This window comes from Sphingomonas sp., from assembly GCF_019635515.1.
Lineage (GTDB): Bacteria > Pseudomonadota > Alphaproteobacteria > Sphingomonadales > Sphingomonadaceae > Sphingomonas.
In genome coordinates this window covers 1359499-1381530 of record NZ_JAHBZI010000001.1, presented here as the reverse complement: position 1 = coordinate 1381530, position 22032 = coordinate 1359499, and the positions used below count along the sequence as shown (strand labels likewise).

23 protein-coding genes and 4 tRNA genes are annotated in these 22032 nt (G+C 65.2%); 18 read left to right on the top strand and 9 right to left on the bottom strand.

What is annotated here, in order from left to right; genetic code table 11:
* Positions 1-146: 146 nt before the first annotated feature.
* Together KF730_RS06965 and gcvA are read right to left on the bottom strand one after the other, a co-directional pair.
* Positions 147-677: a hypothetical protein gene (locus tag KF730_RS06965; protein WP_294093301.1), complete on the bottom strand. Its 531-nt coding sequence runs from the start codon at positions 675-677 to the stop codon at positions 147-149.
* 67 nt (positions 678-744) lie between these two features.
* The gene (gene gcvA / locus KF730_RS06960; RefSeq protein WP_294093299.1) at positions 745-1647 is read right to left on the bottom strand and encodes a transcriptional regulator GcvA; all 903 of its coding nucleotides are present in this window, start codon (positions 1645-1647) and stop codon (positions 745-747) included.
* A 104-nt stretch (positions 1648-1751) separates the two neighbouring features.
* Here gcvA and KF730_RS06955 point away from each other — a divergent pair, with 104 nt between their 5' ends.
* The 13 genes from KF730_RS06955 (at position 1752) to KF730_RS06895 (ending at position 10710) form a co-directional block, all read left to right on the top strand.
* Positions 1752-1901: a hypothetical protein gene (locus KF730_RS06955; protein ID WP_294093297.1), complete on the top strand. Its 150-nt coding sequence runs from the start codon at positions 1752-1754 to the stop codon at positions 1899-1901.
* A gap of 94 nt (positions 1902-1995) precedes the next feature.
* Positions 1996-2898, top strand: coding sequence for a hypothetical protein (locus tag KF730_RS06950; protein WP_294093295.1), 903 nt, complete (start codon positions 1996-1998; stop codon positions 2896-2898).
* A gap of 109 nt (positions 2899-3007) precedes the next feature.
* The gene (locus tag KF730_RS06945) at positions 3008-3877 is read left to right on the top strand and encodes a DUF4349 domain-containing protein (protein ID WP_294093293.1); all 870 of its coding nucleotides are present in this window, start codon (positions 3008-3010) and stop codon (positions 3875-3877) included.
* Between the two features lie 108 nt (positions 3878-3985).
* Positions 3986-4765, top strand: a complete 780-nt coding sequence (gene purC / locus KF730_RS06940) for a phosphoribosylaminoimidazolesuccinocarboxamide synthase (RefSeq protein WP_294093291.1) — start codon at positions 3986-3988, stop codon at positions 4763-4765.
* Between the two features lie 336 nt (positions 4766-5101).
* The gene (gene map, locus KF730_RS06935; RefSeq protein WP_294093289.1) at positions 5102-5926 is read left to right on the top strand and encodes a type I methionyl aminopeptidase; all 825 of its coding nucleotides are present in this window, start codon (positions 5102-5104) and stop codon (positions 5924-5926) included.
* Between the two features lie 227 nt (positions 5927-6153).
* Positions 6154-7380, top strand: a complete 1227-nt coding sequence (locus tag KF730_RS06930) for a transferrin-binding protein-like solute binding protein (RefSeq protein ID WP_294093287.1) — start codon at positions 6154-6156, stop codon at positions 7378-7380.
* A gap of 1 nt (position 7381) precedes the next feature.
* Positions 7382-8740, top strand: a complete 1359-nt coding sequence (locus KF730_RS06925) for a surface lipoprotein assembly modifier (RefSeq protein ID WP_294093285.1) — start codon at positions 7382-7384, stop codon at positions 8738-8740.
* 139 nt (positions 8741-8879) lie between these two features.
* The gene (purS, locus tag KF730_RS06920; protein WP_294093283.1) at positions 8880-9110 is read left to right on the top strand and encodes a phosphoribosylformylglycinamidine synthase subunit PurS; all 231 of its coding nucleotides are present in this window, start codon (positions 8880-8882) and stop codon (positions 9108-9110) included.
* Positions 9107-9772, top strand: coding sequence for a phosphoribosylformylglycinamidine synthase subunit PurQ (gene purQ, locus KF730_RS06915; RefSeq protein WP_294093281.1), 666 nt, complete (start codon positions 9107-9109; stop codon positions 9770-9772). The genes purS and purQ overlap by 4 nt, the downstream gene beginning before the upstream one ends.
* 30 nt (positions 9773-9802) lie before the next feature.
* A complete protein-coding gene (locus KF730_RS06910) occupies positions 9803-10309 on the top strand; it encodes a hypothetical protein (protein ID WP_294093279.1) in 507 nt (168 codons plus the stop codon).
* 119 nt (positions 10310-10428) lie between these two features.
* Positions 10429-10506: transfer RNA gene (locus KF730_RS06905), tRNA-Pro, on the top strand.
* A 39-nt stretch (positions 10507-10545) separates the two neighbouring features.
* Positions 10546-10622, top strand: a tRNA-His gene (locus tag KF730_RS06900).
* Between the two features lie 13 nt (positions 10623-10635).
* Positions 10636-10710: transfer RNA gene (locus KF730_RS06895), tRNA-Cys, on the top strand.
* Between the two features lie 29 nt (positions 10711-10739).
* On the opposite strand, the gene KF730_RS06890 is transcribed toward KF730_RS06895, so the two are convergent.
* Entirely contained in the window at positions 10740-11078 is a 339-nt protein-coding gene (locus tag KF730_RS06890) for a hypothetical protein (protein WP_294093278.1), read from the bottom strand.
* A complete protein-coding gene (locus KF730_RS06885; RefSeq protein ID WP_294093276.1) occupies positions 11078-11809 on the bottom strand; it encodes a queuosine precursor transporter in 732 nt (243 codons plus the stop codon). Before KF730_RS06885 ends, KF730_RS06890 begins: the two co-directional genes overlap by 1 nt.
* A 75-nt stretch (positions 11810-11884) precedes the next feature.
* Here KF730_RS06885 and KF730_RS06880 point away from each other — a divergent pair.
* Positions 11885-11961: transfer RNA gene (locus KF730_RS06880), tRNA-Arg, on the top strand.
* A gap of 78 nt (positions 11962-12039) precedes the next feature.
* On the opposite strand, the gene KF730_RS06875 is transcribed toward KF730_RS06880, so the two are convergent.
* Together KF730_RS06875 and KF730_RS06870 are read right to left on the bottom strand one after the other, a co-directional pair.
* Positions 12040-13476 carry a S41 family peptidase gene (locus KF730_RS06875; protein WP_294093274.1) on the bottom strand — a complete coding sequence of 479 codons (1437 nt, stop codon included), beginning with the start codon at positions 13474-13476 and terminating at the stop codon, positions 12040-12042.
* Between the two features lie 9 nt (positions 13477-13485).
* A complete protein-coding gene (locus KF730_RS06870; RefSeq protein ID WP_294093272.1) occupies positions 13486-13716 on the bottom strand; it encodes a hypothetical protein in 231 nt (76 codons plus the stop codon).
* A gap of 83 nt (positions 13717-13799) precedes the next feature.
* Between KF730_RS06870 and KF730_RS06865 the strand changes: the two genes are divergently transcribed.
* Positions 13800-14957: an aminotransferase gene (locus tag KF730_RS06865; RefSeq protein WP_294093270.1), complete on the top strand. Its 1158-nt coding sequence runs from the start codon at positions 13800-13802 to the stop codon at positions 14955-14957.
* Between the two features lie 65 nt (positions 14958-15022).
* Here the strand turns inward: KF730_RS06865 and KF730_RS06860 are convergent, their stop codons facing one another.
* Positions 15023-15724, bottom strand: coding sequence for a L,D-transpeptidase family protein (locus KF730_RS06860; protein WP_294093268.1), 702 nt, complete (start codon positions 15722-15724; stop codon positions 15023-15025).
* A gap of 266 nt (positions 15725-15990) precedes the next feature.
* Here KF730_RS06860 and KF730_RS06855 point away from each other — a divergent pair, with 266 nt between their 5' ends.
* The 3 genes from KF730_RS06855 to KF730_RS06845 all read left to right on the top strand — a co-directional run bounded on the left by KF730_RS06855 (position 15991) and on the right by KF730_RS06845 (position 19330).
* The gene (locus KF730_RS06855) at positions 15991-16695 is read left to right on the top strand and encodes a murein L,D-transpeptidase catalytic domain-containing protein (protein ID WP_294093266.1); all 705 of its coding nucleotides are present in this window, start codon (positions 15991-15993) and stop codon (positions 16693-16695) included.
* 89 nt (positions 16696-16784) lie between these two features.
* Positions 16785-17288: a CinA family protein gene (locus KF730_RS06850; RefSeq protein ID WP_294093264.1), complete on the top strand. Its 504-nt coding sequence runs from the start codon at positions 16785-16787 to the stop codon at positions 17286-17288.
* Positions 17285-19330: an NAD(+) synthase gene (locus KF730_RS06845; RefSeq protein WP_294093262.1), complete on the top strand. Its 2046-nt coding sequence runs from the start codon at positions 17285-17287 to the stop codon at positions 19328-19330. Before KF730_RS06850 ends, KF730_RS06845 begins: the two co-directional genes overlap by 4 nt.
* Before the next feature lie 59 nt (positions 19331-19389).
* On the opposite strand, the gene KF730_RS06840 is transcribed toward KF730_RS06845, so the two are convergent.
* Together KF730_RS06840 and KF730_RS06835 are read right to left on the bottom strand one after the other, a co-directional pair.
* The gene (locus KF730_RS06840) at positions 19390-20427 is read right to left on the bottom strand and encodes an oxidoreductase (RefSeq protein ID WP_294093261.1); all 1038 of its coding nucleotides are present in this window, start codon (positions 20425-20427) and stop codon (positions 19390-19392) included.
* Between the two features lie 201 nt (positions 20428-20628).
* The gene (locus tag KF730_RS06835; RefSeq protein WP_294093260.1) at positions 20629-21981 is read right to left on the bottom strand and encodes an MFS transporter; all 1353 of its coding nucleotides are present in this window, start codon (positions 21979-21981) and stop codon (positions 20629-20631) included.
* Between the last annotated feature and the right edge of the window lie 51 nt (positions 21982-22032).

Genomic DNA, 22032 nt, shown 5'->3' with positions numbered 1-22032 from the left:
CACAGGGCTTGCCTCGATTCGCGAATGGAGGCGCAGACGATGATCGACCTGACCCGGACTTCGCCCAACGCCAAAATGCGCTCCGTCACGCGCATCGCCGGTATTGGGTACAGGTCCTGAGCGCGGCGCGTACTGACTTCCGGCAGTCAGTTGGCGGCGAAATCGACCATCGCCTTGGCCCGGACCGCCAGGAAGCCGAACACCGCGCCCGCGACCTTGGCGTTGCTCGCATCCATCTCGTTCGCGTCGAGCGCCCCGTTCGCCAGCTTGTTGAGCGTCGCGTCTTCCATCGCGTTGGCGCGCTCGCTTTCGCTCAGCTTGTCGAAGCGCGCCGCAAGCTTGGCGTAATCGAGCTTGGCGGCCTTTGCCTTGCCGCGGACGTTCGCGTTCGACAGTGCGTACAATGCGTAGAGAACCGCCGCTTCGCTGGCATTGTCGCTCCAACCATATTTGGCGCGACAGGTTGCCGCCGCCGCGCGGAATCCGGCGATCGTCCCCTGTGAATAGGCTTGGTTGTCGAGATCGGTGAAGTTCTTGTTCACGTCATCGTCGAGCAGCTTCACGGTCGGCTTGTCGACAGTCTTCTCGACGCAATCGATCTGCTTGATATCAGCGGCATGCGCAGGCGCCAGCAAGACGGTGAGGGCGGCGGTGGCGGCAAGGGCAAGACGAAGCATCGATTTCTCCAGAATTTGGCCCACACTGGTCTGCGGCGCCGCCGGGATCAAGTGCAAAGTCGTACAATCATCCCAACACCGGCACCGGCCGCTCGCGGACCATCTCTTCGAGCAGCCATTCGCGAAAGCGCTTGATCTTTGGTACGTTACGGCGGCTTTCTGGCACAACGAACCAATAGGCATAGCCGCGTGTCGATACCTGATCGAAGGGCATCGCCAGCTTCCCCTCCACCAGATCGTTGCGCCAGAAGAACGGCGTCAGCATCGCCACGCCCTGCCCGGCCATCGCCGCATGGCCCTCATGCGCCTGGCTGTCGAGGCGGACGCCCGGACGCGGCGGGCCGGCGGGCACATCGACCCCGGCTTCGCGAAGCCAGGCGCTCCACCAAGGATCATGCGGGCTGATCAGCGGCAGATGCAGCAGATCGGCGGGCCGCATCGCGCCATGGCTCTTGAGGAAGGCGGGGCTCACCATCGGCGTGAAATCCACGTCGAGCAGCTTGTCCGCCGCCAGTCCCGGCCAGCCGCCGCGCCCGGCGCGGATCGCGCAATCGACATCCCCGGCATCGAGATCGGCAATCGCATCGCTGGTGTCGAGCCGCACCGCCATATCCGGATGCGCCATCTGGAAGCTGCCCAGCCGCCACGCCAGCCAGGCATTGGCGAAGGTGTTCGAGGTCGAGATGACCAGAAGCCCCTCTTCCTCGGCGCGGACCTGGGCGAAGGCCTGATCGATCGCGTCGAAAGCGCGGCTGACCTGCGGGCCGGCACGGACGCCGGCATCGGTGAGCGCAACTCCCCGCCCTTCTCGGCGGAACAGGGGCGCGCCGAGCCGCTCCTCCAACAGCTTCACCTGATAGCTCACTGCCGCCTGGGTCATGCCCAGTTCCTCGGCGGCACGGGTGAAATTGCCGTGGCGCGCGGCGGCTTCGAAGACGCGGACAGCGGAGAGCGGAGGCAGGCGACGCATCCGCAATACATAAGCTGAACTTGTTAGTTGCGTCCAACGATTTGTTGGCGCCAGGCCCGCAAAAGGATCATCTGGTGATCATCGCTTTCAAGAGGAGAACCGCGATGAACCGGGATTTCGAGAGCGCCGCCTGGGCGCAGAGTCATCACAAGCTGAGCGATGCGATCAGCTATATGATCGACAAGGTCGCCTTTGCGTTCGAGCGCTTGGCCGCGATAGAATATGACGCGCCTTGGGAGCGCGTGCGGAACTAATCGCTTCCCGAAACGGGAACGGGGCGCCCTAACCGCCCAGTTGGGCGCCCACGTAAAACGCGTTACTTGCCTGTTGACCAACAGGGAGGACTCGATGCGAGTCGTATGGGCTTTGGCAGCGCTGGCGCTGCTCGCGGGTTGCGACAATGCGGCGCCGAAGGGCGCCGCGGCCAAGGACAAGTCGGAATTCGCGACCGCGGCGGATGCCGAGGCGTTCGCCTCGACGGGCACCGGCTTCGATTATCGCTACGCCTATCGCCTGCCGGGCAACCGGCTGAAGGGCGTGCTCCAGTCGAACGCCGATGGCTGCGAACGGCTCGGGCCGGCGCGCTGCCGCATCCTGTCGATGCGCTACCGCGTCGACGACCGCAATCACACCAAGGCGGTGCTGACGATCCGTATCGATCCCGCGATCGCGCGCAAATATGGCGATGCCGTCACCAACAACGTCACCGGATCGGATGGCGTGCTGGTCGATACCGAGATCACCGGCTCCGACGCGACGACGCAGGCGCGCAGCACCGCCGTCGTCAATCGCCTGCGCGAGCGCCTGAGCAATGCCGAAAGCATTCGCACGCCGGAGGGCGTCGCACGGGTGGCGCGGATCAACGCGGCGTTGGCCGAGATCGCCGAGAGCGAAGCGAGCCAGGGCCAGACGCTGGCGACCGCGCCGCTGCTGCTCACTTATGAATCGAGCAACGCCCTGACCGGCCTCGGCTCGTCCGACGCCAATTTCCGCAATGCCGGGCAGACGCTGCAGAATACGCTCGCGCAACTGGTGGTGATTCTCGCCGGTGTCGGCCCGTGGCTGCTGCTGATGCTGCTGGTGGTGCTGGTGCTGCGCTGGATCATCCATGGCCGCGCCGTCGGCCCCGATGCCGAGCCTGCGAGCGCCTATCATGACAGCAATGGCGATTATCATTCCGCGCCCCCGCCGCCGGCGCACGACAAGCGCACGCTGATGCAGCGATGGTTCGATCGGGGCCATGATGACTAGGGGCTGAAATCGTCCACGCCACAATCTCGCCCCAAATGGGGCAAGATTGTGGCTTGATTACGTCATAGCTTTGTGATGGATTATCTCCGGGACTACGGAGGATAATGCCATGCGTGCCTTAATTGCCCTTACCAGTGTCGCCCTGGGCCTTGCCGCCTGCTCGGCGGAAAACACCACTCGGACCGGCAAAGCCGGGGAGACCGCCACGGAAGCCAGCGCATCGGCGCCGGCCCCCGATGCCGGCGGAGCCGACAGGCCCGCTACCGTCGCCGTCAGCGTGCCGCAACTCGCTTATGCCTGGTCGCTCGGCTTCCTCGTGCCGGAGGACAGGCTGGCAAGCGCGCAAGACCGGCACCGCAGCCTGTGCGAGGATATGGGTCCGGCGCGCTGTCAGATCCTGTCGCTCGAGCGCGGCACCGGCACCGACCAGACCGGCGCGGGCACGCTCAAGCTGCGGGTCGTCAGCAGCGAGGCCCGCGCCTTTTCGAACCAGCTCGCCAACGTCATCGAGGATGCCGGTGGGCGATCGACCGACACCAAGGTCGAGGGCGAGGACGTCTCGAAGTCGATCGTCGATACCCAGGCGCGGATCAGGCAGCGCGAATTGCTTGTCGCCCGGCTCACCGAGGTGTTGCGCAAGCGCAAGGGCAGCGTCGGCGAGCTGGTCGAGGCCGAGCGCAGCGTCACTGCCGCGCAGGAGGAGCTCGATCAGGCCCGCGCGTGGCTGAAGGAGCAGCAGGGCCGCGTCGCCATGTCCGAATTCGACATCCGCTACATGGCGATCACGCCCTCGGCCAACGCCGAAAGCGTCGGCGCGCAGCTGGGCGACGCCACCCAGGCATCGGCCGCGACCTTCCTGATCGGGCTGCGCGCCTTCTTCACGCTGGCGATCTATCTGCTGCCCTGGGCGCTGCTGATGTTCCCGGTGGTGATGCTGGTCCGCTGGCTCCGCCGCAAGCGGGACACCGCTCCGGCGTAAGCCTGATTGCACCTGACCGGGCCTTTCGATATAGGCCCGGCCAATCCAAGGGCCCCGGCGTAACGCGGTCACCCGCGCCGCCGGGGCCATGCTTTTCAGGGGTACGCCATGGCACGCCGCCGCCAGATCTACGAAGGCAAGGCCAAGATCCTCTATGAGGGGCCCGAGCCAGGCACGTTGATCCAGTATTTCAAGGACGACGCGACTGCGTTCAACGCCCAGAAAAAGGGCACGATCAGCGGCAAGGGCGTGCTCAACAACCGGATTTCCGAGCATGTCTTCACGCTGCTCGGCAATATCGGCGTGCCCACGCACTTCATACGCCGTCTCAATATGCGCGAACAACTCATTCGTCAGGTTGAGATCGTTCCGATCGAAGTGGTGGTTCGCAATGTCGTCGCGGGCTCGCTGGCCAAGCGCCTCGGCATCGAGGAGGGCACGCCCCTGCCCCGCACGATCATCGAATATTATTACAAGGACGATGCCCTTGGCGATCCGATGATCACCGACGAGCACATCCTCGCATTCGGCTGGGCGGCGCAGGAAGAACTGCACGACATGGCCGACATGGCGATCCGGGTGAACGATTTCCTAGCGGGCCTGTTCGCGGGCATCGGTATCCGGCTGGTCGACTTCAAGCTCGAATTCGGACGGATCTGGGACAACGACTATCCCCGCATCATCCTCGCCGATGAGATCAGCCCCGATGGCTGCCGCCTGTGGGACATGGCCACCAACGAGAAGCTCGACAAGGACCGCTTCCGCCGCGACCTTGGCGGCGAAGTCGAGGCTTATCAGGAAGTTGCGCGCCGTCTTGGATTGTTGCCGGAAGGTGCCGATTCGGCGGTTCTCGATCTGGAGACGCATCGCAAGAAGCGGGGGAAGTAGGCCCAGCCCTGTCACCCCGGACTTGTTCGGTACTTATCCTATTCGAGCATGTGTCTCCTGTGGTTCCCCGGCGAAGGCCGGGGCCAGGTGGAGAGGTCGCCGTAACGAAGCGCTGCCCCCGTCAATATCTGTCCTCCAACTGGGCCCCGGCCTTCGCCGGGGAACCGCACATGCTCGAGCGGGATAAGCACCGACTTGTTCCGGGGTCCAAGGCTCCACGGGCACCACGGCCAGAACCTCTTGCTCCCCGCCAGTCGCACGTTGGCCCCGCAACAAGTCCGGGGTGACAGGCTTGGTTGCTGGAAAAACTCCACCAAAGCCCCTATTTCCACCCCCATGAATTACATCGACGTCACCGCCGACACTCCCCGCGTCCGCACCAACGCCATCAAGCTGTACGGCGCGAACGGGTTCGAGGGGATGCGCCGCGCCGGCCGGGTCGCCGCCGAGACGCTCGATGCGCTGGTGCCGCGGGTCAAGGCCGGGGTGACCACCGGTGAGCTCGACGATTTTGTCCGTGATGCCATCGTCGCGGCGAACGCGATCCCGATCAATATCGGGTACAAGGGCTATCAGCACGCCACCTGCATCTCGGTGAATCATGTCGTCTGTCACGGCATTCCGGGCAGCAAGGTGCTGGCGGAAGGCGATATTCTCAATATCGACCTGACCGCGGTGGTCGATGGCTGGCACGGCGACACCAGCCGGATGTTCCTCGTCGGCGAGGTGCCGATCAAGGCCAGGCGGCTGGTCGATGTCACCTATGAATGCATGATGCTCGGCATTGAGCAGGCGAAGCCCGGCAATCATCTCGGCGATATCGGCCACGCCATCCAGCGCCATGCCGAGAAGCACCGCTACGGCGTCGTCCAGGATTTCGTCGGGCACGGCGTGGGACTGGTATATCACGATCAGCCCGACGTGTTTCACTATGGCCGGCCCGGCACCGGCCCGGAATTGCGCCCGGGGATGATCTTCACGATCGAGCCGATGATCAATATCGGCAAGCCGGGCGTGAAGATCCTCGACGACGAATGGACCGCGGTGACGCGTGACCGTTCGCTTTCGGCGCAGTTCGAGCATTCGATCGGGATCACCGAAAGCGGTTGCGAGATTTTCACCAGGAGCCCCAAGGGTCTGGACCGGCCGCCTTACGCCTGAGAGGCGTGTTCGTTCTTCTATCGTCATCCCGGACTCGATCGGGACCTAGGGTTACGCAGCGCATCGCATAGTTACCCTGGGTCCCTGCCTTTCGCCGGGATGACGAATTTGGCTGTGCGTGTGGACCGGTGGTTAGCGCCGCGTCAGGTCTCTTTTCCGGACACCCATAAACGCCTTCTTAACCACACCCGCTTACCCCTGCGTCAGAACTCTCAGGGGGAATTTCGATGCGTTCGTTCCGTACCATGCTGGCGCTTTCAGGCGCGGTCACGCTCGCCGCGTGCGGCGGCGACACCCGGCCGCAGACGGTGGGCGGCAGTGCGGTGGTGCCCAGCGGCACGCCGACCCCGACGCACAGCTTCGTCAGCCCCACCGAGACAAAAACCTATGAGAGCATCGGCACGGTCCAGCACTACGAATATTACACGGATTCGAACAAGATCGGCCAGGGCGGGCAGCTCTATGCCGGCGACGCCAACACCGCGCGCGACAGCGGCATCAGCGTCACCTACAATCCGCGCGACGCGATCTTCGAGCTGACGATCAACCGGCCCAATGGTCTCGTCAACGTCACCGCCTTCCGCTACCAGGATCCGCAGCACCGCACCGCGTTTGGCGGGCCGCTGCATCCGCAGGCGGGCGTGCCCGAATTCGCCGCATCGCGCCAGATCCAGTATCTGGAGGCGGGCACATCGACGGGCAACGAATTGGCTCCGACCAGCCCCTACTACCCAGGCTCGGCCCAGTCCGAATATCCCGTGATGGACGATGCCTCGAACTCGACCCGCCAGACCCTGTTCTATCAGAAGCCGGGCACGACGACGAAATACGTCACCTATGCCGGCTTCGTCCGCAACAATGTCAGCGGTGCGCTACAGACCCCGGCGAGCGGCAGCTTCCTGCGCGAAACCTACAGTCTCGATCGCGGCGCCTTCGTGTTCGGTGAGCGTAGCGCCAATGGCGCGGTGCCGACCAGCGGCACCGGCACGTTCAGCGGTGAGATGATCGCGTCGATGGTCGTCAATGTCGATCCGACGACGACGCTCGACGCCACCGGCTCGACCTACATCCAGTGGATGCAGGGCATGCAGACCACGACGATCAATTTCGGCAGCAAGACCGTGAACTCGAGCTTCACCGGCACGCTGTTCGCGCCGACGCTCGACGCCTACACCAGCGCGCTCTATCCGCTGGCGGCCGGCACCGCCTTCAGCGCCACCGGCAGCGCGACGATCGACATGGTCAATCGCGGCGGCTTCACCGGCTCGTTCAGCCAGGCCTGCTTCGCCACGACCTGCACCGCCGGCAATTCGCTCAACATCGCGGGTTCGAGCCTGGACGGCAGCTTCTTCGGTCCCAATGCCGATGAGATCGGTGGCGGCTTCCGCATCGTCGGCGGCACGCCCGATCAGCGGATCGACATCCTCGGCGCCTATACCGGCAAGAAGCCGTAACATGAAATTCCTGGTGGCGTTGCTGCTGGCGCTGCTCGCGCCGGCCGCCGCGCTGGCCCAGAACGGGCAACCGATCATCGACCGATGCGTCGCGGAGACGTGCAAGGTACGCCTGACACCCGACGCTATGTTCGGCGAGGTTCAGGCGCTGATCGCGGCGAAGCGCTTCGATGAGGCGCAGCCGATGCTGCGGGTGCTGACCACCCTGCCCGCCTACCGCTTCGAAGCGAGCTTCCTCAGCGCGCAGCTGGCGGCAGGGCGCGGCGATCACAAGGCCGCCGCTGAAATCTACAAGGACATGCTGGCGAGCGACCCGTCACAGACCCGGGTCCGGCTCGAGCTTGGCCGCGAGATGTTGGCGCTCGGCAAGTTTCAAAGCGCCGACAAGCAGTTCCGCATCGCCCAGCAGACCGACGACCTGCCCGAGGAAGTGGCGCGCACGATCCGTTCGGTGCGTGACGTGATCCGCTCGAAGCGGGCCTGGCGCCTCGATATCGACTTCGCGATCGCCCCGGATACCAACATCAACAACGCCACTTCCGCCGATCAGATCACCCTGCAATGGGGTGGCGGCCAGCTGCCGGTGACGCTCGATCCCAATGCCAAGGCCCGCTCGGGCACCGGCCAGACCGCCTCGATCTCGGGCGGCGTCCGCCTCCCGGTCGCGGAGAAGGTCGCGGTGCTGCTCGACGTCGATAGTAGCGGCAGCAACTATGCGGGCACCGCCTATGACGATATCCAGGCGCAGAGCGCGGCGGGTCTGGAATATCGCCTGACCCCGGCGATGAGCATCTCGGCGCAGGCCGTCGGCGCGCAGCGCTGGTATGGCGGCCGTCTCGTCACCCGCCAGATCGGCATCAAGACAGGGTTCCAGGCACGCCTCACCCGTGCCAGCCAGATCGGCGTCCAGATCGACAGCCGCAAGACCGACGCCCTGTTCGACGGCAACTACGATGGCTGGCAGACCGGCGCCTATGTCACCTATGAGCGCGCGGTGAGCCGCAGCCTGGTGGCCTCGGGCGGCGTGTTCGCGCGGCGCGACTCGCTGGTCGCCAAGCCCTATTCGAGCAAGGAAGCGGGCGTCATCGCCGGTTTCGGCGGCGAGTTGCCGCACGGCATCACCTTCGGCATCAGCGGCACCGCCAGCCGCGCGGTGTTCGACGCGCCGATGGTGATCTTCTCGCCCGATCCGCGCAAGGACTGGCGCTTCACCGCCCGCGCCACGCTCGGCACGCGCTCGATCCGGCTATGGGGCTTCTCCCCGCAGATCAGCGCATCCTATGCGCGCACCGAATCGACCCTGCCCTTCTTCGCCAACGACCGCCTGCGCTTCCGCTTCGCCGTGGCGCGCTATTTCTAACTTCCGTCGTCATCCCCCGCGGAAGCGGGGATCCAGAGCCGAAAAAAGCTCCGCTGAGTAACCCTTGGTCCCCGCTTTCGCGAGGATGACGGAAAAGGAGCATTGCGAGACTCGGCCGCGCACGCCATAGGCCGCGAGCATGAAGCTGCGCATCATCGTTACGCTGAAAAACGGCGTGCTCGACCCCCAGGGGAAAGCCATCGAACACGCGCTCGGCGGGCTCGGCTTCGAAGGCGTCAATGACGTCCGCGCCGGCAAGATTTTCGAGCTCGATGTCGCGGATTCGACCAGCGACGCCGCCATCGACGAGATGTGCCGCAAGCTGCTCACCAACACCGTTATCGAGAATTACCGGGTCGAGAAGCAGTGAAGACCGCGGTCATCGTCTTCCCCGGCTCGAATTGCGATCGCGACATCGCGGTCGCGCTGGAAAGCGTGACCGGCAACAAGCCCGAAATGGTGTGGCATGGCGAGAGCGAGCTGCCTTCAGGCCTCGGCCTGATCGCCCTGCCCGGCGGCTTTTCCTATGGCGATTATCTGCGCTGCGGCGCGATCGCGGCGCGCTCTCCGGTGGTGAAGGCGGTTGTCGAGGCGGCCGGACGCGGCGTGCCGGTGCTCGGCATCTGCAACGGCTTCCAGATTCTCACCGAAACCGGGCTGCTGCCGGGCGCATTGATGCGCAATGCCGGGCTCAACTTCGTCTGCCGCGACGTGCCGCTCACCGTCGACAATGCGCAATCGATCTTCACCTCGGCCTATCAAGCCGGCGAAGCCGTCACGATCTCGGTCGCGCACCATGACGGCAATTACTTCGCCGATGCCTTGACGCTCGACGAGATCGAAGGCGAAGGCCGCGTCGCCTTCCGCTACGCCGCCGAAGTCAACGGCTCGGCACGCGGCATCGCCGGGCTGCTCAACAAGCAGGGCAATGTGTTGGGCATGATGCCCCACCCCGAACGCCGCATCGAAGCGGCGCATGGCGGGACCGATGGGCGGAGGTTGTTCGAGGGATTGCTCGCAGCGGTTGCCTAACGCTCTACTCGACTAGCGACGCGACGGCATTTGCCCGATGCTGGCCGGGTGAGAACCTATGGCATCTTTCCAGTTTTCGATCTCACCGACCGTGAGGACGCGCTGGTGCAGGCTTGCATTTCGCTGGTTACGGAGATCGTGATTGAATGTCTCCGCAGTGGCGGCGACAATTCTCACTCCGCGATGGACTGCCGCAATCCCGGGAGCGGGCCGTGGCAAGACTGGTCCAGCGATATTGCTGAGCCGTACCTGGTGCCGCTCAATGACGCCGCAGCGCTCCGGCAAGTTGTTTACCTGTCGGTCGATCCCTTCTCGCCGGGTTGCGCGACGGTAATCCGGTCGGCGGCCAATTGCCGCGCCGCGACGTTCGGCTATGACGGCCAGGCATTTCTCTGCCTGCGCCATGACGATAAACCGCCGTTTTCGCCCAACCCGGAGCTGGTACTGATCGAAGAACGTCCGGATCTTCTCGAAACGGATTATTTCGATGGATGGATGCCCGAAGACAGAAGCGGCAAGCGATTTTTATCCAAATAGGCTTGCATCTTTCGCGAATCGCTGGCATAGGCCCCGCATCATGGCTAATCAGGCCCTCTTTTCGCGACCGCGACCCAGCACCTGTCGACATTGACGGACGCATCGCTGCGCCCGTCTCTCAGGGTGTAGCTCAAGCGCGTTAGAGCGCCCGGCTTGGGACCGGGAGGTTGCAGGTTCAAATCCTGTCACCCTGACCAGACTTCCAGAAAATCAAGCTTTTTCGCCGTTTTCGTGTGGTGGCCGAGCGCAATGCAGTGCGCGGTCGGTTTGTGATTCCGATGCTAGGCGGGTGCAACTCCCCCCGGCCACACCAGCGGCAAAGCCACGTCCGAGTGGTGAAGTGGGAACACAGCGGATTGCAAACCCGCGAGGAGCCGGTTCGATTCCGGCCTCGGACTCCATATACTGCGAACCTATATGGTTTCAGAGGTTACCGGCGTGTTGAAGGAGGCGCCTGCTGGCCCAACAGCGGCGTAAACCGCGCCAGCAACAGGATTGCGGTCGGCCAGAACATCGTGTTCCAGATGTCGTGGAAATTCGCGCCGAGGCGAATGGGCGTATGATAGACCATGCTGTCGCGGAGATCCCATGCCTCACCGATCAGCGCCACGGCGAGCACGGCCGCCCAGGGCTTCCAGCTGCGCAGCGGCCATTTGAACGCCAGCGCCACGCCGAACAGGACCATCAGCGCGACATAAATATGCAGCGCGTCCTTGGCGAGGGTGACATGCTGGGCCAGCCACAGCTTCACCGTCTGGAGCGGGCTCATCAGACCCTGGCCGTGAACGGCGTGAAGTCCGTCCCCTCGTCGAACACATCGACACCTTCGCGGCGCTTGAGGAAGCCGACGACAAGATAGGTGACCGGCGTCAGGATCACTTCCCACGACACCTTCAGCGCCCATTGCGTGACCAGCACCTTGAGCACGAGATCGTTGGTCCAGCCTTCGGCGCCCCAGAAGGCGAGCGGATAGAAGATCAGGCTGTCGACCCCCTCCCCCGCGATCGTCGAGCCGATCGTCCGCGCCCACAGCGCCCTGCCCTGCGTCCAGATCTTCATCCGCGCGAGGACATAGGAATTGACGAACTCGCCCGCCCAGAAGGCGCAGACCGAGGCGAGCACGATGCGCGGCACCTGTCCGAAGATCGTCTCGTACGCGGCCTGGTTCGTCCAGCTCGGCGCCGGCGGCAGCGCCACCACCACCCAGGACATGAAAGCCATGAACAGCACCGCGAAGGTGCCCGCCCAGATCACCCGCCGGGCGCGGGCATAGCCATAGACCTCGGTCAGCACGTCGCCGATCACATAAGAGATCGGGAAGAACAGGATGCCGGCGCCGAACGGCCACCAGATGTTCAATCCGGGCAGCCAGACTTGCGCGACCTTGCCCGCGCCGATCACGTTGGAAAGCAGGATGATCGCGACGAACGCGGCCATGACGAAATCGAAATAACGGAACTGGCCCGCGGCCACCCCGCCCGCGCTGACCTTTGTCGGCATGGCTTCCCCCGTACGCTTTCGGGGAGTTTATCGCGGTTTCCACCCCATGCAATCCGCGCTAACGAAGCCCGGCGCGCGCCCGTAGCTCAGCTGGATAGAGCACATGCCTTCTAAGCCTGTGGTCGTTGGTTCGAATCCAACCGGGCGCGCCATTTCCTTATTGTAATGCCCCCACCCAGGCACAACTGCCGTTCGGCCTCGCGGGCGCTCTTCCCTCGGGCATCCGGCGATTAGAACAGTCCCGGCGTCTCGCGCTGCGCGGTGGTCGGCCGCTCAGGCATCAGCAACTCGCGGCGGTTGACGGACAGGGCGGTCTGTCCGCCGCCTGCGATCGCGGTGCAGCTGCGGCCCGCCAGATAATCGAGCGCGGTCCTGGTCGAAGCCTCGAGCGGATCGCCGAGCGGCCGCGTCACATCGTCGGCCGCGCGGCAATTCGCCTCCACGGTATTGGCCAGCCCGTCGAAATAGGTGCCCTGGTGCGCCGAATTCTCCAGCGCGAAGGCGATGACGCGCAGCCGGTCGTCGCACTGGGCGCGGTCGATCGCGATCTGCCCGACCGGCTTGCCATAGGTGTTGGTGCCGATCAGCGCGACATTGGCATGGAGATATGGCACGAACGCGTTGATCACGAGTTCGCTGGCCGAAGCCGTGCCGCTGGTGCCGATGAACGCGATCTTCACCGGCGCGACCGATTGCGACTGCGGATTGAAATAAGTGACTTCGTTGTTCGCGGCCTTGGAGGCGCGGAAGGTCGTGTAGGAGAAGACATCCGACGTGGCGCGGTTGCGGCCGAGCAGATTGCCCATCAGATCCGCGATCGAGACCAGTCCGCCGCCATTATAGCGGAAATCGATGACGAACTCGGTGATCCCCTGCGCGCGGAAATTGGCGAAGGCGCTGCGCAGCGCCGGATCGGCGGTCGAGATGAAGGTGCGCAGGTTGATATAGCCGACCCGCCGCCCACCATCGTCGATGATCTTGGCGCCGTAGCGGCTGGAGACCGGCGTCAGCGAATAATCGGTCTTGGTCAGCGTGACGGTGCGCGTGCCGGTTGCGTCAACGACGCGGAGCACACGCGTGGTGCCCGCGGTCGATGGGCCCAGCGCATCGGACACCGCGCCGCTGCCGCCACTCGCATAGATCGAGGCGACGGTGCGCAGATCGGTGCTGGTCGTGCCGATTGCGGTGATCTCGGCGCCGCGATCGACACTGGCGGCGAGCGCCGAAGTGCCCTCGAAGGTCTCGGTGACGAATAGCCGCCCGGTGCCGTCGATCGAGACACGGAAACCGAAGCCGGCGCTCGATCCCGAGGCGTAATAAGCGTCTTCGGCGGCGATCGATGTCAGATAGGTGAAATAGCGGTCGCGCCGCTGCGCGCGCGCGGTGGCGGTCAGGGCGTCGATATAAGCATCGACCGTCACATAGGGCGAAGGATCGAGGGAAGCCGGCAGCGTCTCTGGAAACAGATACCATTCGCGCAGTTGCGCCGCCGCCCAATCCTGACGGTCGCGCACCGAACATACCGCCACGCTGGTCGGCGTCGGCGTCGGCACCGCCGAGGATCCGCCACCGCCGCCCGATGCCACCGTGCCCGAACCGCCGCTGCTGCAGGCGGAAAGCAGAGCTAGCGAGGCGGCAACCGTTCCGGAGCGGCGAAGGCTTCCCATTTCAATATGTTAGCGTTTGCCTCCGCGCCAGTAAAGCAGGCCGGCGACGATCGCGGCGGAGCCGATGCCGATCGCCGCGCCCATGCCGATCTGGCGCGCGCTGGGCGACCAGCGCTGTTTGGCATCGGCCATTTCCTTCACGGCCTTGAGCGCTTCGCTGCCCTCGTCATGTTCGTGCGGCACTTCCTCCAGCGGGAAGGGCGACTGGGCGGCTTCGGGAACGGGAGGCTTCTTGCTCATGGACATCCTTCTAGCGCGGAACTCTTCAACGACCAGCTAATGCTGCGGTTTCGCATTGCCATGCAAGCTGGCACAATATCGTCATGAACCCGCTCTACGCCACGATGGGCACTACTATTTTTGAAGCGATGTCGGCCCGCGCACGGGAGACCGGCGCGATCAATCTGGGCCAGGGCTTTGCCGATGGGCGCGGTCCCGAGCCGGTGCTGCAGGCGGCGGCGCGAGCGCTGCTCGACAAATCGAACCAATATCCGCCAATGCCGGGGCTGCCCGAACTGCGCCAGGCCGTCGCCGATCACTATGCGCGGCATCAGGGGCTGAACCTAGCGGCCGAGGAAGTGATCGTCACCTCGGGCGCGACCGAGGCGCTGGCGGCGGCGATCTTCGCATGCGTCGCGCCGGGGGACGAAGTGATCTGCTTCCCGCCGCTCTATGACGCCTATGCGCCGCTGATCCGCCAGGCCGGCGGCGTACCGGTGTTCGTGCGTCTCCAGCCGCCCGAATGGAGGATCGATCCGGCGGCGCTGCAAGCAGCGGTGACGGCGCGCACCAAGGTGCTGATCCTCAACAACCCGCTCAACCCGACCGCGACGATGTCGAGCGCGGCGGAACTGGCGGCGATCGCCGATTTCTGCGTCGCCCATGATCTGCTGGCGATCTGCGACGAGGTTTGGGAGCATGTCACCTTCGACGGCGCGCGCCACCTGCCGCTGATCGGCTTGCCCGGCATGCGTGAGCGGACGGTGAAGATCGGCAGCGCCGGCAAGATCTTCGCGCTGACCGGCTTCAAGGTCGGCTGGATGTGCGCCGCCCCTGCCCTCGCCCGGGTTCTCGCCAAGACGCACCAGTTCCTGACCTTCACCACCCCGCCAAACCTGCAATGGGCGGTCGCCGAGGGGCTGGAGACGCAGGACGGCTGGGTGCAGGACGCGCGGCACCGCTTTCAGGCCGGGCGCGATCGGCTGAAGGCCGGGCTCGAAGCCGCCGGGTTGGTGACCTTGCCGAGTACCGCGACCTATTTCCTGTCGGTCGATCTCGCCGCTTCGGGGATCGCACTCGGCGATGTGGAATTTTGCGAACGGCTGATCGAAGCGGGCGTCGCCTCGATCCCGGTCTCGGCCTTCTATCCCGAGGAACCGGTGACCAGCGTGGTCCGCTTCTGCTTTGTCAAACAGGAAGCGACGCTCGACGCGGCGATCGAACGCATCGCCGCGGCAATTCCCGCGCTTCGCGGCCGATAGATATCCCTTCCGCTCAGGCTGGGCGGGCGTCTATAATTTCGCCTCGATGTCGCTCTGTGGCAGCCTCAGCGCGAGCCCGGCGGGATCGGCTGGACGATCTCGCGCGCCGCACCGGTCACCCAGGAGGCCGGGCGCGACCTGGGCGGATCGCCACTCATCGTCACCATGTCGAACGAGGACCCGCCGAGCTTGCTGGCATCGGCAGTGAGCAACGGCGCCGGCTCGGCGAAGCGATTGCCGGGGGTGTCGTCGATATACTCGTCGACCACCGACACCTGCCCGCCCATCTCGGTGATGTCGTAAAGCTGGCGCGCGAATTCCTTGGGCAGGCGGATGCAACCGTGCGACGCCGGATAGCCCGGCAAATGCCCGGCGTGGAGCGCGATGCCGTCCCAGGTCAGCCGCTGCATGTAGGGCATCGGCGCATTCGAATAGAGATTGGAGCGGTGGAAGGTTTTCTTCTGGAGGATCGTGAACTCGCCGGTCGGCGTGTCGCGCCCCGCCGAGCCGGTCGATACGGTCGATACCGCGATCAGCTGGCCGTCCTGATAGACGAACGCGCGCTGCTGCGGGATGCTGATGACGATCGAAACCGGGCCCGCGGTGCTCGCGCGCTGATAGTGCGGATACCAGACGAATTCGCCAGGGCGCAGCGCGTCGCTGGCCGGCAGCATCGTATCCGACGCGCTCGACTGGGCAGCAGCCGGCGCGGCCGGGAGCAGCGCTGAAGTGGCAAGCAGGAAGGCGGCAAACAGGCCGGTTCGCATCGGGGTATTTCTCCGAATCCTCGTCCAGAACGGATGCCCCGGATTTCGATTCATTAACGAAATTAACCCATTTTAGTGCCATCGCCGAATCACGAACGATGAAAGCTCGACTGTTTCGGTCCCGTTCGGGGATTTTTGGCGACGAAAAGACGAACCGGGCAAACGCTGCGGCGAATCGTCGGGGTTGGGACAGATGTTCAGCAAAAGGCCACGGAACAATATGTTATAAGCGCTCCGGGGACTTGATAGCGGGCATTATTATCACGATGCACAATCTGGATACGGCGCAGACGCGCCGCGCGATGTTGAGGTCGGCCTTTGTGATGGCCAGTGGCGCAGCGGCGTCGGCCTGTGTCTCACGCGTTGAAACGGCGATGGCGCCGGCATTGCCGGTGCCGGCCTATGTGCCGCCGATTCCGCAGGCGCCGGTCGTGGCCAAGGCCGCGCCGCGCACGCCGCTCGGCATGCGCCCCGAACTGTTCAAGCAGGCGCTGGCCGCGCTCGACAGGCATTCGATGCGGATCCCGTCGCACGACCGGCTCGCCGTCGTCGATTTCTCGAAGCCCTCCTATCAACCGCGCATGTATCTGGTCCATCTCGGCCGCGGCGAGGTCGAGACCTTCCTGGTTTCGCACGGCATCGGCTCCGATCCCCAGCATACCGGCCTGCTGCACCGCTTCTCCAACGAAGTGAACAGCGAAGCGACCTGCGAGGGCGCGTTCCTGACCAGCGACTATTATGTCGGCAAGCATGGCGATTCCCAGCGTCTGCTCGGCCTCGATCCGACCAACAACAACGCGCTCGACCGCGCCATCGTCGTCCACTCGGCCTGGTACGCCAACGCCGAGATGATCACCAAGCACGGCAAGCTCGGCCGCAGCCAGGGCTGCTTCGCGGTCGGCGAGAACGAGCTGGCCAAGGTTTTCGAGCGCCTCGGGCCGGGCCGGATGATCTATTCGGCAAAGGTCTGACGCAGGGCAACTCCCGCGCAATCAACGCGTTGGCGCTTCCTCTCCCCGCGGGCTGGCACCGCCGCCCCTGAGGGCCTAGAGGGTGTTGCATGAGCGAAACGCTATCGCCCGTACTGCCCGATTCCGTCGATGCGGCGGCGCGCATCGTGCTTGAGCGCGCCTGCCGCCGCAAGTTGCGTCTCGCCACCGCCGAAAGCTGCACCGGCGGGCTGCTCGCCTCGCTGCTCACCGATGTCGAGGGCGCGGCGCACGCGTTCGAGCGCGGGTTTGTCGTCTATTCCAACGAGGCCAAGGCGGCGATGCTGGGAATCGATCCACAACTGATCGAAAGCGCCGGGCCGGTCAGCGAGGCGGTGGCGCGGGCGATGGCCGAGGGTGCGCTGCGCAAGAGCATGGCGCAAGTCGCGGTATCGGTGACGGGCTTTGCCGGGCAGGGGGCGCCGGAGGATGAGCCGGGGTTGGTCCATTTCGCCTGTGCCAGCGAACGGGGTGCGACCCGGCACCGCGAGAGACATTTCGGCGATATCGGGCGCGGTCCGGTGCGCATCGAATGCATGCGCGAGGCGCTGGAAATGCTGGACGAGGCGCTGTGACCCATCCCTTTTATTCGCTCCACCGCCAGGGAATGATCCGCGCCGGCGTTTGCACGCCGATCGCGACCGCGGGCGATCCCGCCGCCAATGCCGAAGCGACCATCGCCCTGGTAAGGCAAGGCGATGCCGAAGGCGCCGACCTGCTGGTCTTCCCCGAGCTCAACGTCACTTCTTACGCCATCGATGACCTGCATCTGCAGGGCGCGATCCTCGACGCCACCGAAGCGGGCGTCGCGGCGATCGTCGCGGCGAGCACGGATCTCAAACCGGTGCTGCTGGTCGGCGCCGCGCTGCGCCGCAACGGCCGTATCTATAATTGCGCGCTCGCCATCGCTCGCGGCCGCATCCTCGGCGTGGTGCCCAAGACCTATTTGCCCAATTACCGCGAATATTATGAGAAGCGCTGGTTCGCGAGCGGCGCCGGGCTGGCCGGGCTTGAGATCACTGTCGCCGGGCAGACCGCCCCCTTCGGCGCAGACCTGATCTTCGCCGCTGGCGACCTCGACGACTTCGTCTTCCATATCGAGATTTGCGAGGATTATTGGGCGCCCCTGCCCCCCTCCACCCAGGGCGCGCTCGCCGGGGCGCTGGTGCTGTGCAACCTTTCCGCCTCCAATATCGTCATCGGCAAGAGCCGCGAGCGGCGGATGCTGTGCGCGGCGCAATCGGCGCGTGCCGTCGCCGCCTATGTCTATTCGGCATCGGGTCCGGGCGAGAGTACGACCGATCTGGCCTGGGACGGCGAAGGACTGATCTATGAGCTGGGCGAATTGCTGGCGGCCAGCGACCGCTTCGACCTCGTCACGGAGATCGAATATGCCGATCTCGATCTCGAACGGCTTCGTCTGGAACGCGCGCGGATGGGCACGTTCAACGATTGCGCCGCCGCCAACGGCCATCCCGAGACGCGCTTCCGCCGGATACGCTTCGACCACCAGCCCGATTTCGCCGACCGCGGGCTGATCCGCGCACTGCGCCGCTTCCCGTTCGTGCCCAATACGCCGGAGAAGCTTGAGGCGGATTGCTATGAGGCCTTCAACATCCAGGTCGAGGGGCTGCGCAAGCGCATCGTCTCGACCGGCACGAAGCATATCGTCATCGGCGTCTCGGGTGGGCTCGATTCCACCCATGCGCTGATCGTCGCCGCCCGGGCGATGGACCGGCTCGGCCGCCCGCGCACCGACATTCTCGGCTACACCATGCCCGGCTTCGCCACCGGCGATGCCACCAGATCCAACGCCTGGAAGCTGATGGACGCGCTCGGCGTCACCGGCGCGGAAATCGACATCACCCCCGCCGCCCGCCAGATGCTCGCCGACATGGGCCACCCCTTCGCACGCGGAGAAAAGGTCTACGACGTCACCTTCGAGAACGTTCAGGCGGGTCTGCGCACCGATTATCTGTTCCGCCTCGCCAACCAGCACGAGGGCTTCGTCCTCGGCACCGGCGATCTTTCCGAACTCGCGCTTGGCTGGTGCACCTATGGCGTCGGCGATCATATGAGCCATTACGGCGTCAACGCCGGCGTGCCCAAGACGCTGATCCAGTATCTGATCCGCTGGACGCTCGCGACCGGCCAGTTCACCGGTCAAGCCGCCGATACGATCCGCGCGATCCTCGATACCGAGATTTCGCCCGAGCTCGTCCCCGCCGATGCCGATGGCAAGATGCAGAGCACGCAGGACCGCATCGGCCCCTATGAGCTGCACGATTTCTTCCTGCATTACACGATCCGCCACGGCCTGCGCCCGTCCAAGATCGCGTTCCTGGCGTGGCACGCGTGGCAGGATGCCCAGGCGGGCCAATGGCCGCTCGGCTTCCCCGAGGATGGCCGCCACGCCTATGATCTGGCGACTATCGCCAAATGGCTTGAGACCTTCCTGTTCCGCTTCTTCCAGACCAGCCAGTTCAAGCGTTCGGCGCTGCCCAACGGCCCCAAGGTCTCGCCGGGCGGAGCGGTAAGCCCGCGCGGCGACTGGCGCGCCCCATCGGACGGCGTCGCCAAGCCCTGGCTCGACGAGCTCAAGGCCAACCTGCCCTGACGCCGGCATTCCCCTTCGCGAGCCCGAATTCCGGCGCCCTGGTCCTCCACCGGGAACCGCTATAAATCGATCCGCCGCCCCTCGCGCGAACTCTGCCGGGCGAGATCCATGATACGCAGCCCGAGGATCGCATCGGCGGCGGTGACCGGCGGCTCGCCGCCGCCCGTGATCGCCTGCGCCACGCCTGAATAGAAAGCGCGATAGTCCCCCTTCGGCGTCGGCACCGTCTCTTCCGATCCATCCCCGCGCGTGATCACGCCATAGAGCGCGGGATCCTCGACATGCTCGCCCGGCTTGCCGCCCGCCTTCATCATCGGCTCCTGCGGATCGAGGCCATATTTGACGAAGCTGGCTTCGGTGCCATGTAACGAAAAGCGCGGCCGCGCCCTGGCGAACAAGCGCCCGGCCGAGAGCGTCACCCGGCGGCTGCCGTAAGAGAAAATGATCTCGAAATAGTCGTCGGTACGCGCGTCCATGCGCTGGACAGCGATATCGGCGCCCAGCGCTTCGGGCACGCCGAACAGTAGCAGCGCCTGATCGATCAGATGCGGCCCAAGGTCGGCAAGAATGCCCGATCCCGCCTCGGGTATGTCGCGCCAGGCGGCGGTGACTTCGGGACGGAAGCGGTCCCAGCGCAGCTCCGCGTTCACCACCTCGCCCAGCACACCGCTCGCCAGCAGCTTCTGGACCGTCAGGAAATCCCCGTCCCAGCGGCGATTGTGAAACACGCTGAGAACCAGCCCGCGCTCCTTCGCCAGCGCATCAAGTTCCTCGGCCTCGGCAACGGTGTTGGTGAACGGCTTGTCGATCACGACATGCTTGCCGGCCAGCAATGCCGCCCTGGCGAGGGGATGATGGCTGTCATTGGGCGTAGAGATCGCGACCAGCGCAATTCCCGGATCGGCGATCAGCGTCTCGGCGGTGGTGACGGCAACCCTGGGGTAACGCGCGTGCACCTGATCCGTCCGTGAAGTGGCGACCGCCGCCAGTTCCAGCTCGGGCACCGCGTCGATCAGCGGCGCGTGGAATGCGAGGCCGCCCAGGCCATAGCCGATCAAGCCCGTGCGGATCGGCGAGAATGTGCGCGGAGTCGGCATTGCTGGCTTCCCGGATACGGCGGTGCGACAGGGCTACCGTGCTTTGCCTTGCACGGGCACGCAAGTTTTCGCGGGCGCTGCCGTTACTGGATTTGGGCCAGCCGTTGGGCGCGGGCGACAGGCCCGGGTTGCGTAACACGCGCACCAGTTAGTCCCTTGCCGCCGGCGGTGACAGCCGGCGGCAAGGTCCTCCCCCTTTTATCAGTGGATCGAAGCGATCTCGCCCTCGGCGTGGATCGCCGGCGTGCGTCCCGCCGCCACCGCGAAGATGCACAGCACCACGTAACACAGCGCCGGCACGATCATCGCGAAGGCATAGCCATGCCCGTCCGACACCGCGCCGACCAGCAGCGGCATCACGGCGCCGCCGACGATGGCGGTGCAAAGCATGCCCGAAGTCGCCTCGGCGCTGGCGGTCGAGCGCTCGAGCGTCAGCGTGAAGATCACCGGGAACATGATCGAATTGAACAGACCGATCGCCAGCGCGACGAAGCCACCGGTAACCCCGCCAATCGCGAACACATAAAGGCACATCGCCGCCGCGACGGCGGTGAACAGCGCCAGCAGCCGGTCGGCGCGGACGATGGTCAGCAGGCCGGAACCGATGAAGCGGCCGATCATCGCCCCGCCCCAATAGAACGCGACCGCCTTGCCCGCCTCCTGAAGCGAGACACCCGGCACGCCGTCGCTGCCCATCAATGTGCCGAGCAGCGGCACGCCGAACGGCGCGTCGGAATGCCCCCACACGCTGTCACCGTTGAGGAACAGCGCCATCTGCGTGCCGATCGCGACTTCGGCGCCGACATAGAGGAAGATCGCGAGCCCACCGAGCATCGTCCATTTCGAAGAGAAGGCCGAGGAGACGAGCCCGGCGAAACCCTGTTGCGAGCCTTCGGGCGCGACCGGCGCGGCACTGTTGACCACGCGGCGGCTGAACCAGAAGAACAGCGCCAGCGCCGCGATCAACCCGCAGATCCAGAAATAGGCCTGGTCGATCCCAGCCAGCGCCTGTTCGCGCACGGCCTCGGTGACGACCGTGCCTTCCTTCACTTCGACACCCGCCAGGAACAGGTGCGCGCCGAGCAGCGGGCCGAGGAAGGTGCCGACCGAGTTGAAGGTCTGGCTGAGCACCAGGCGGAAATGGCTGAGTTTCGGGTCGCCCAGCGCCGCCGCCAGCGGATTGGCCGCGACCTGCAGGATGGTGATCCCGCTCGCCAGCACGAACAGCCCGGCCAGCACCAGCCAGTAATTGGCGGCATTGGCCGCGGCGAGCATGATCAGGCAGCCCGCGATCATCATCACCAGCGCGGTGATGATCGCCGGAACCGCCCTGATCCTGGAAACCAGCGCGGCCGCCGGGAACGACACCACGAAATAGGCGAAGAAGAACGCGAACGCGCTGGCCTGCGCCTGCAGGTCGGTGAGCGTGAAGATGCCCTTGACCGCGGCGACCAGAGGATCGACCAGCGAGGTGATGAACCCCCATGCGAAGAATAAGGTCGTGACCGCGGCGAACGCCGCCATCGTCTGTGTCGAACGTGCGGATGCCACCATCATTTCCCCTGCGATTTCGCCGTTCGCGTCGCGCGCGACGGCTTGATGGAC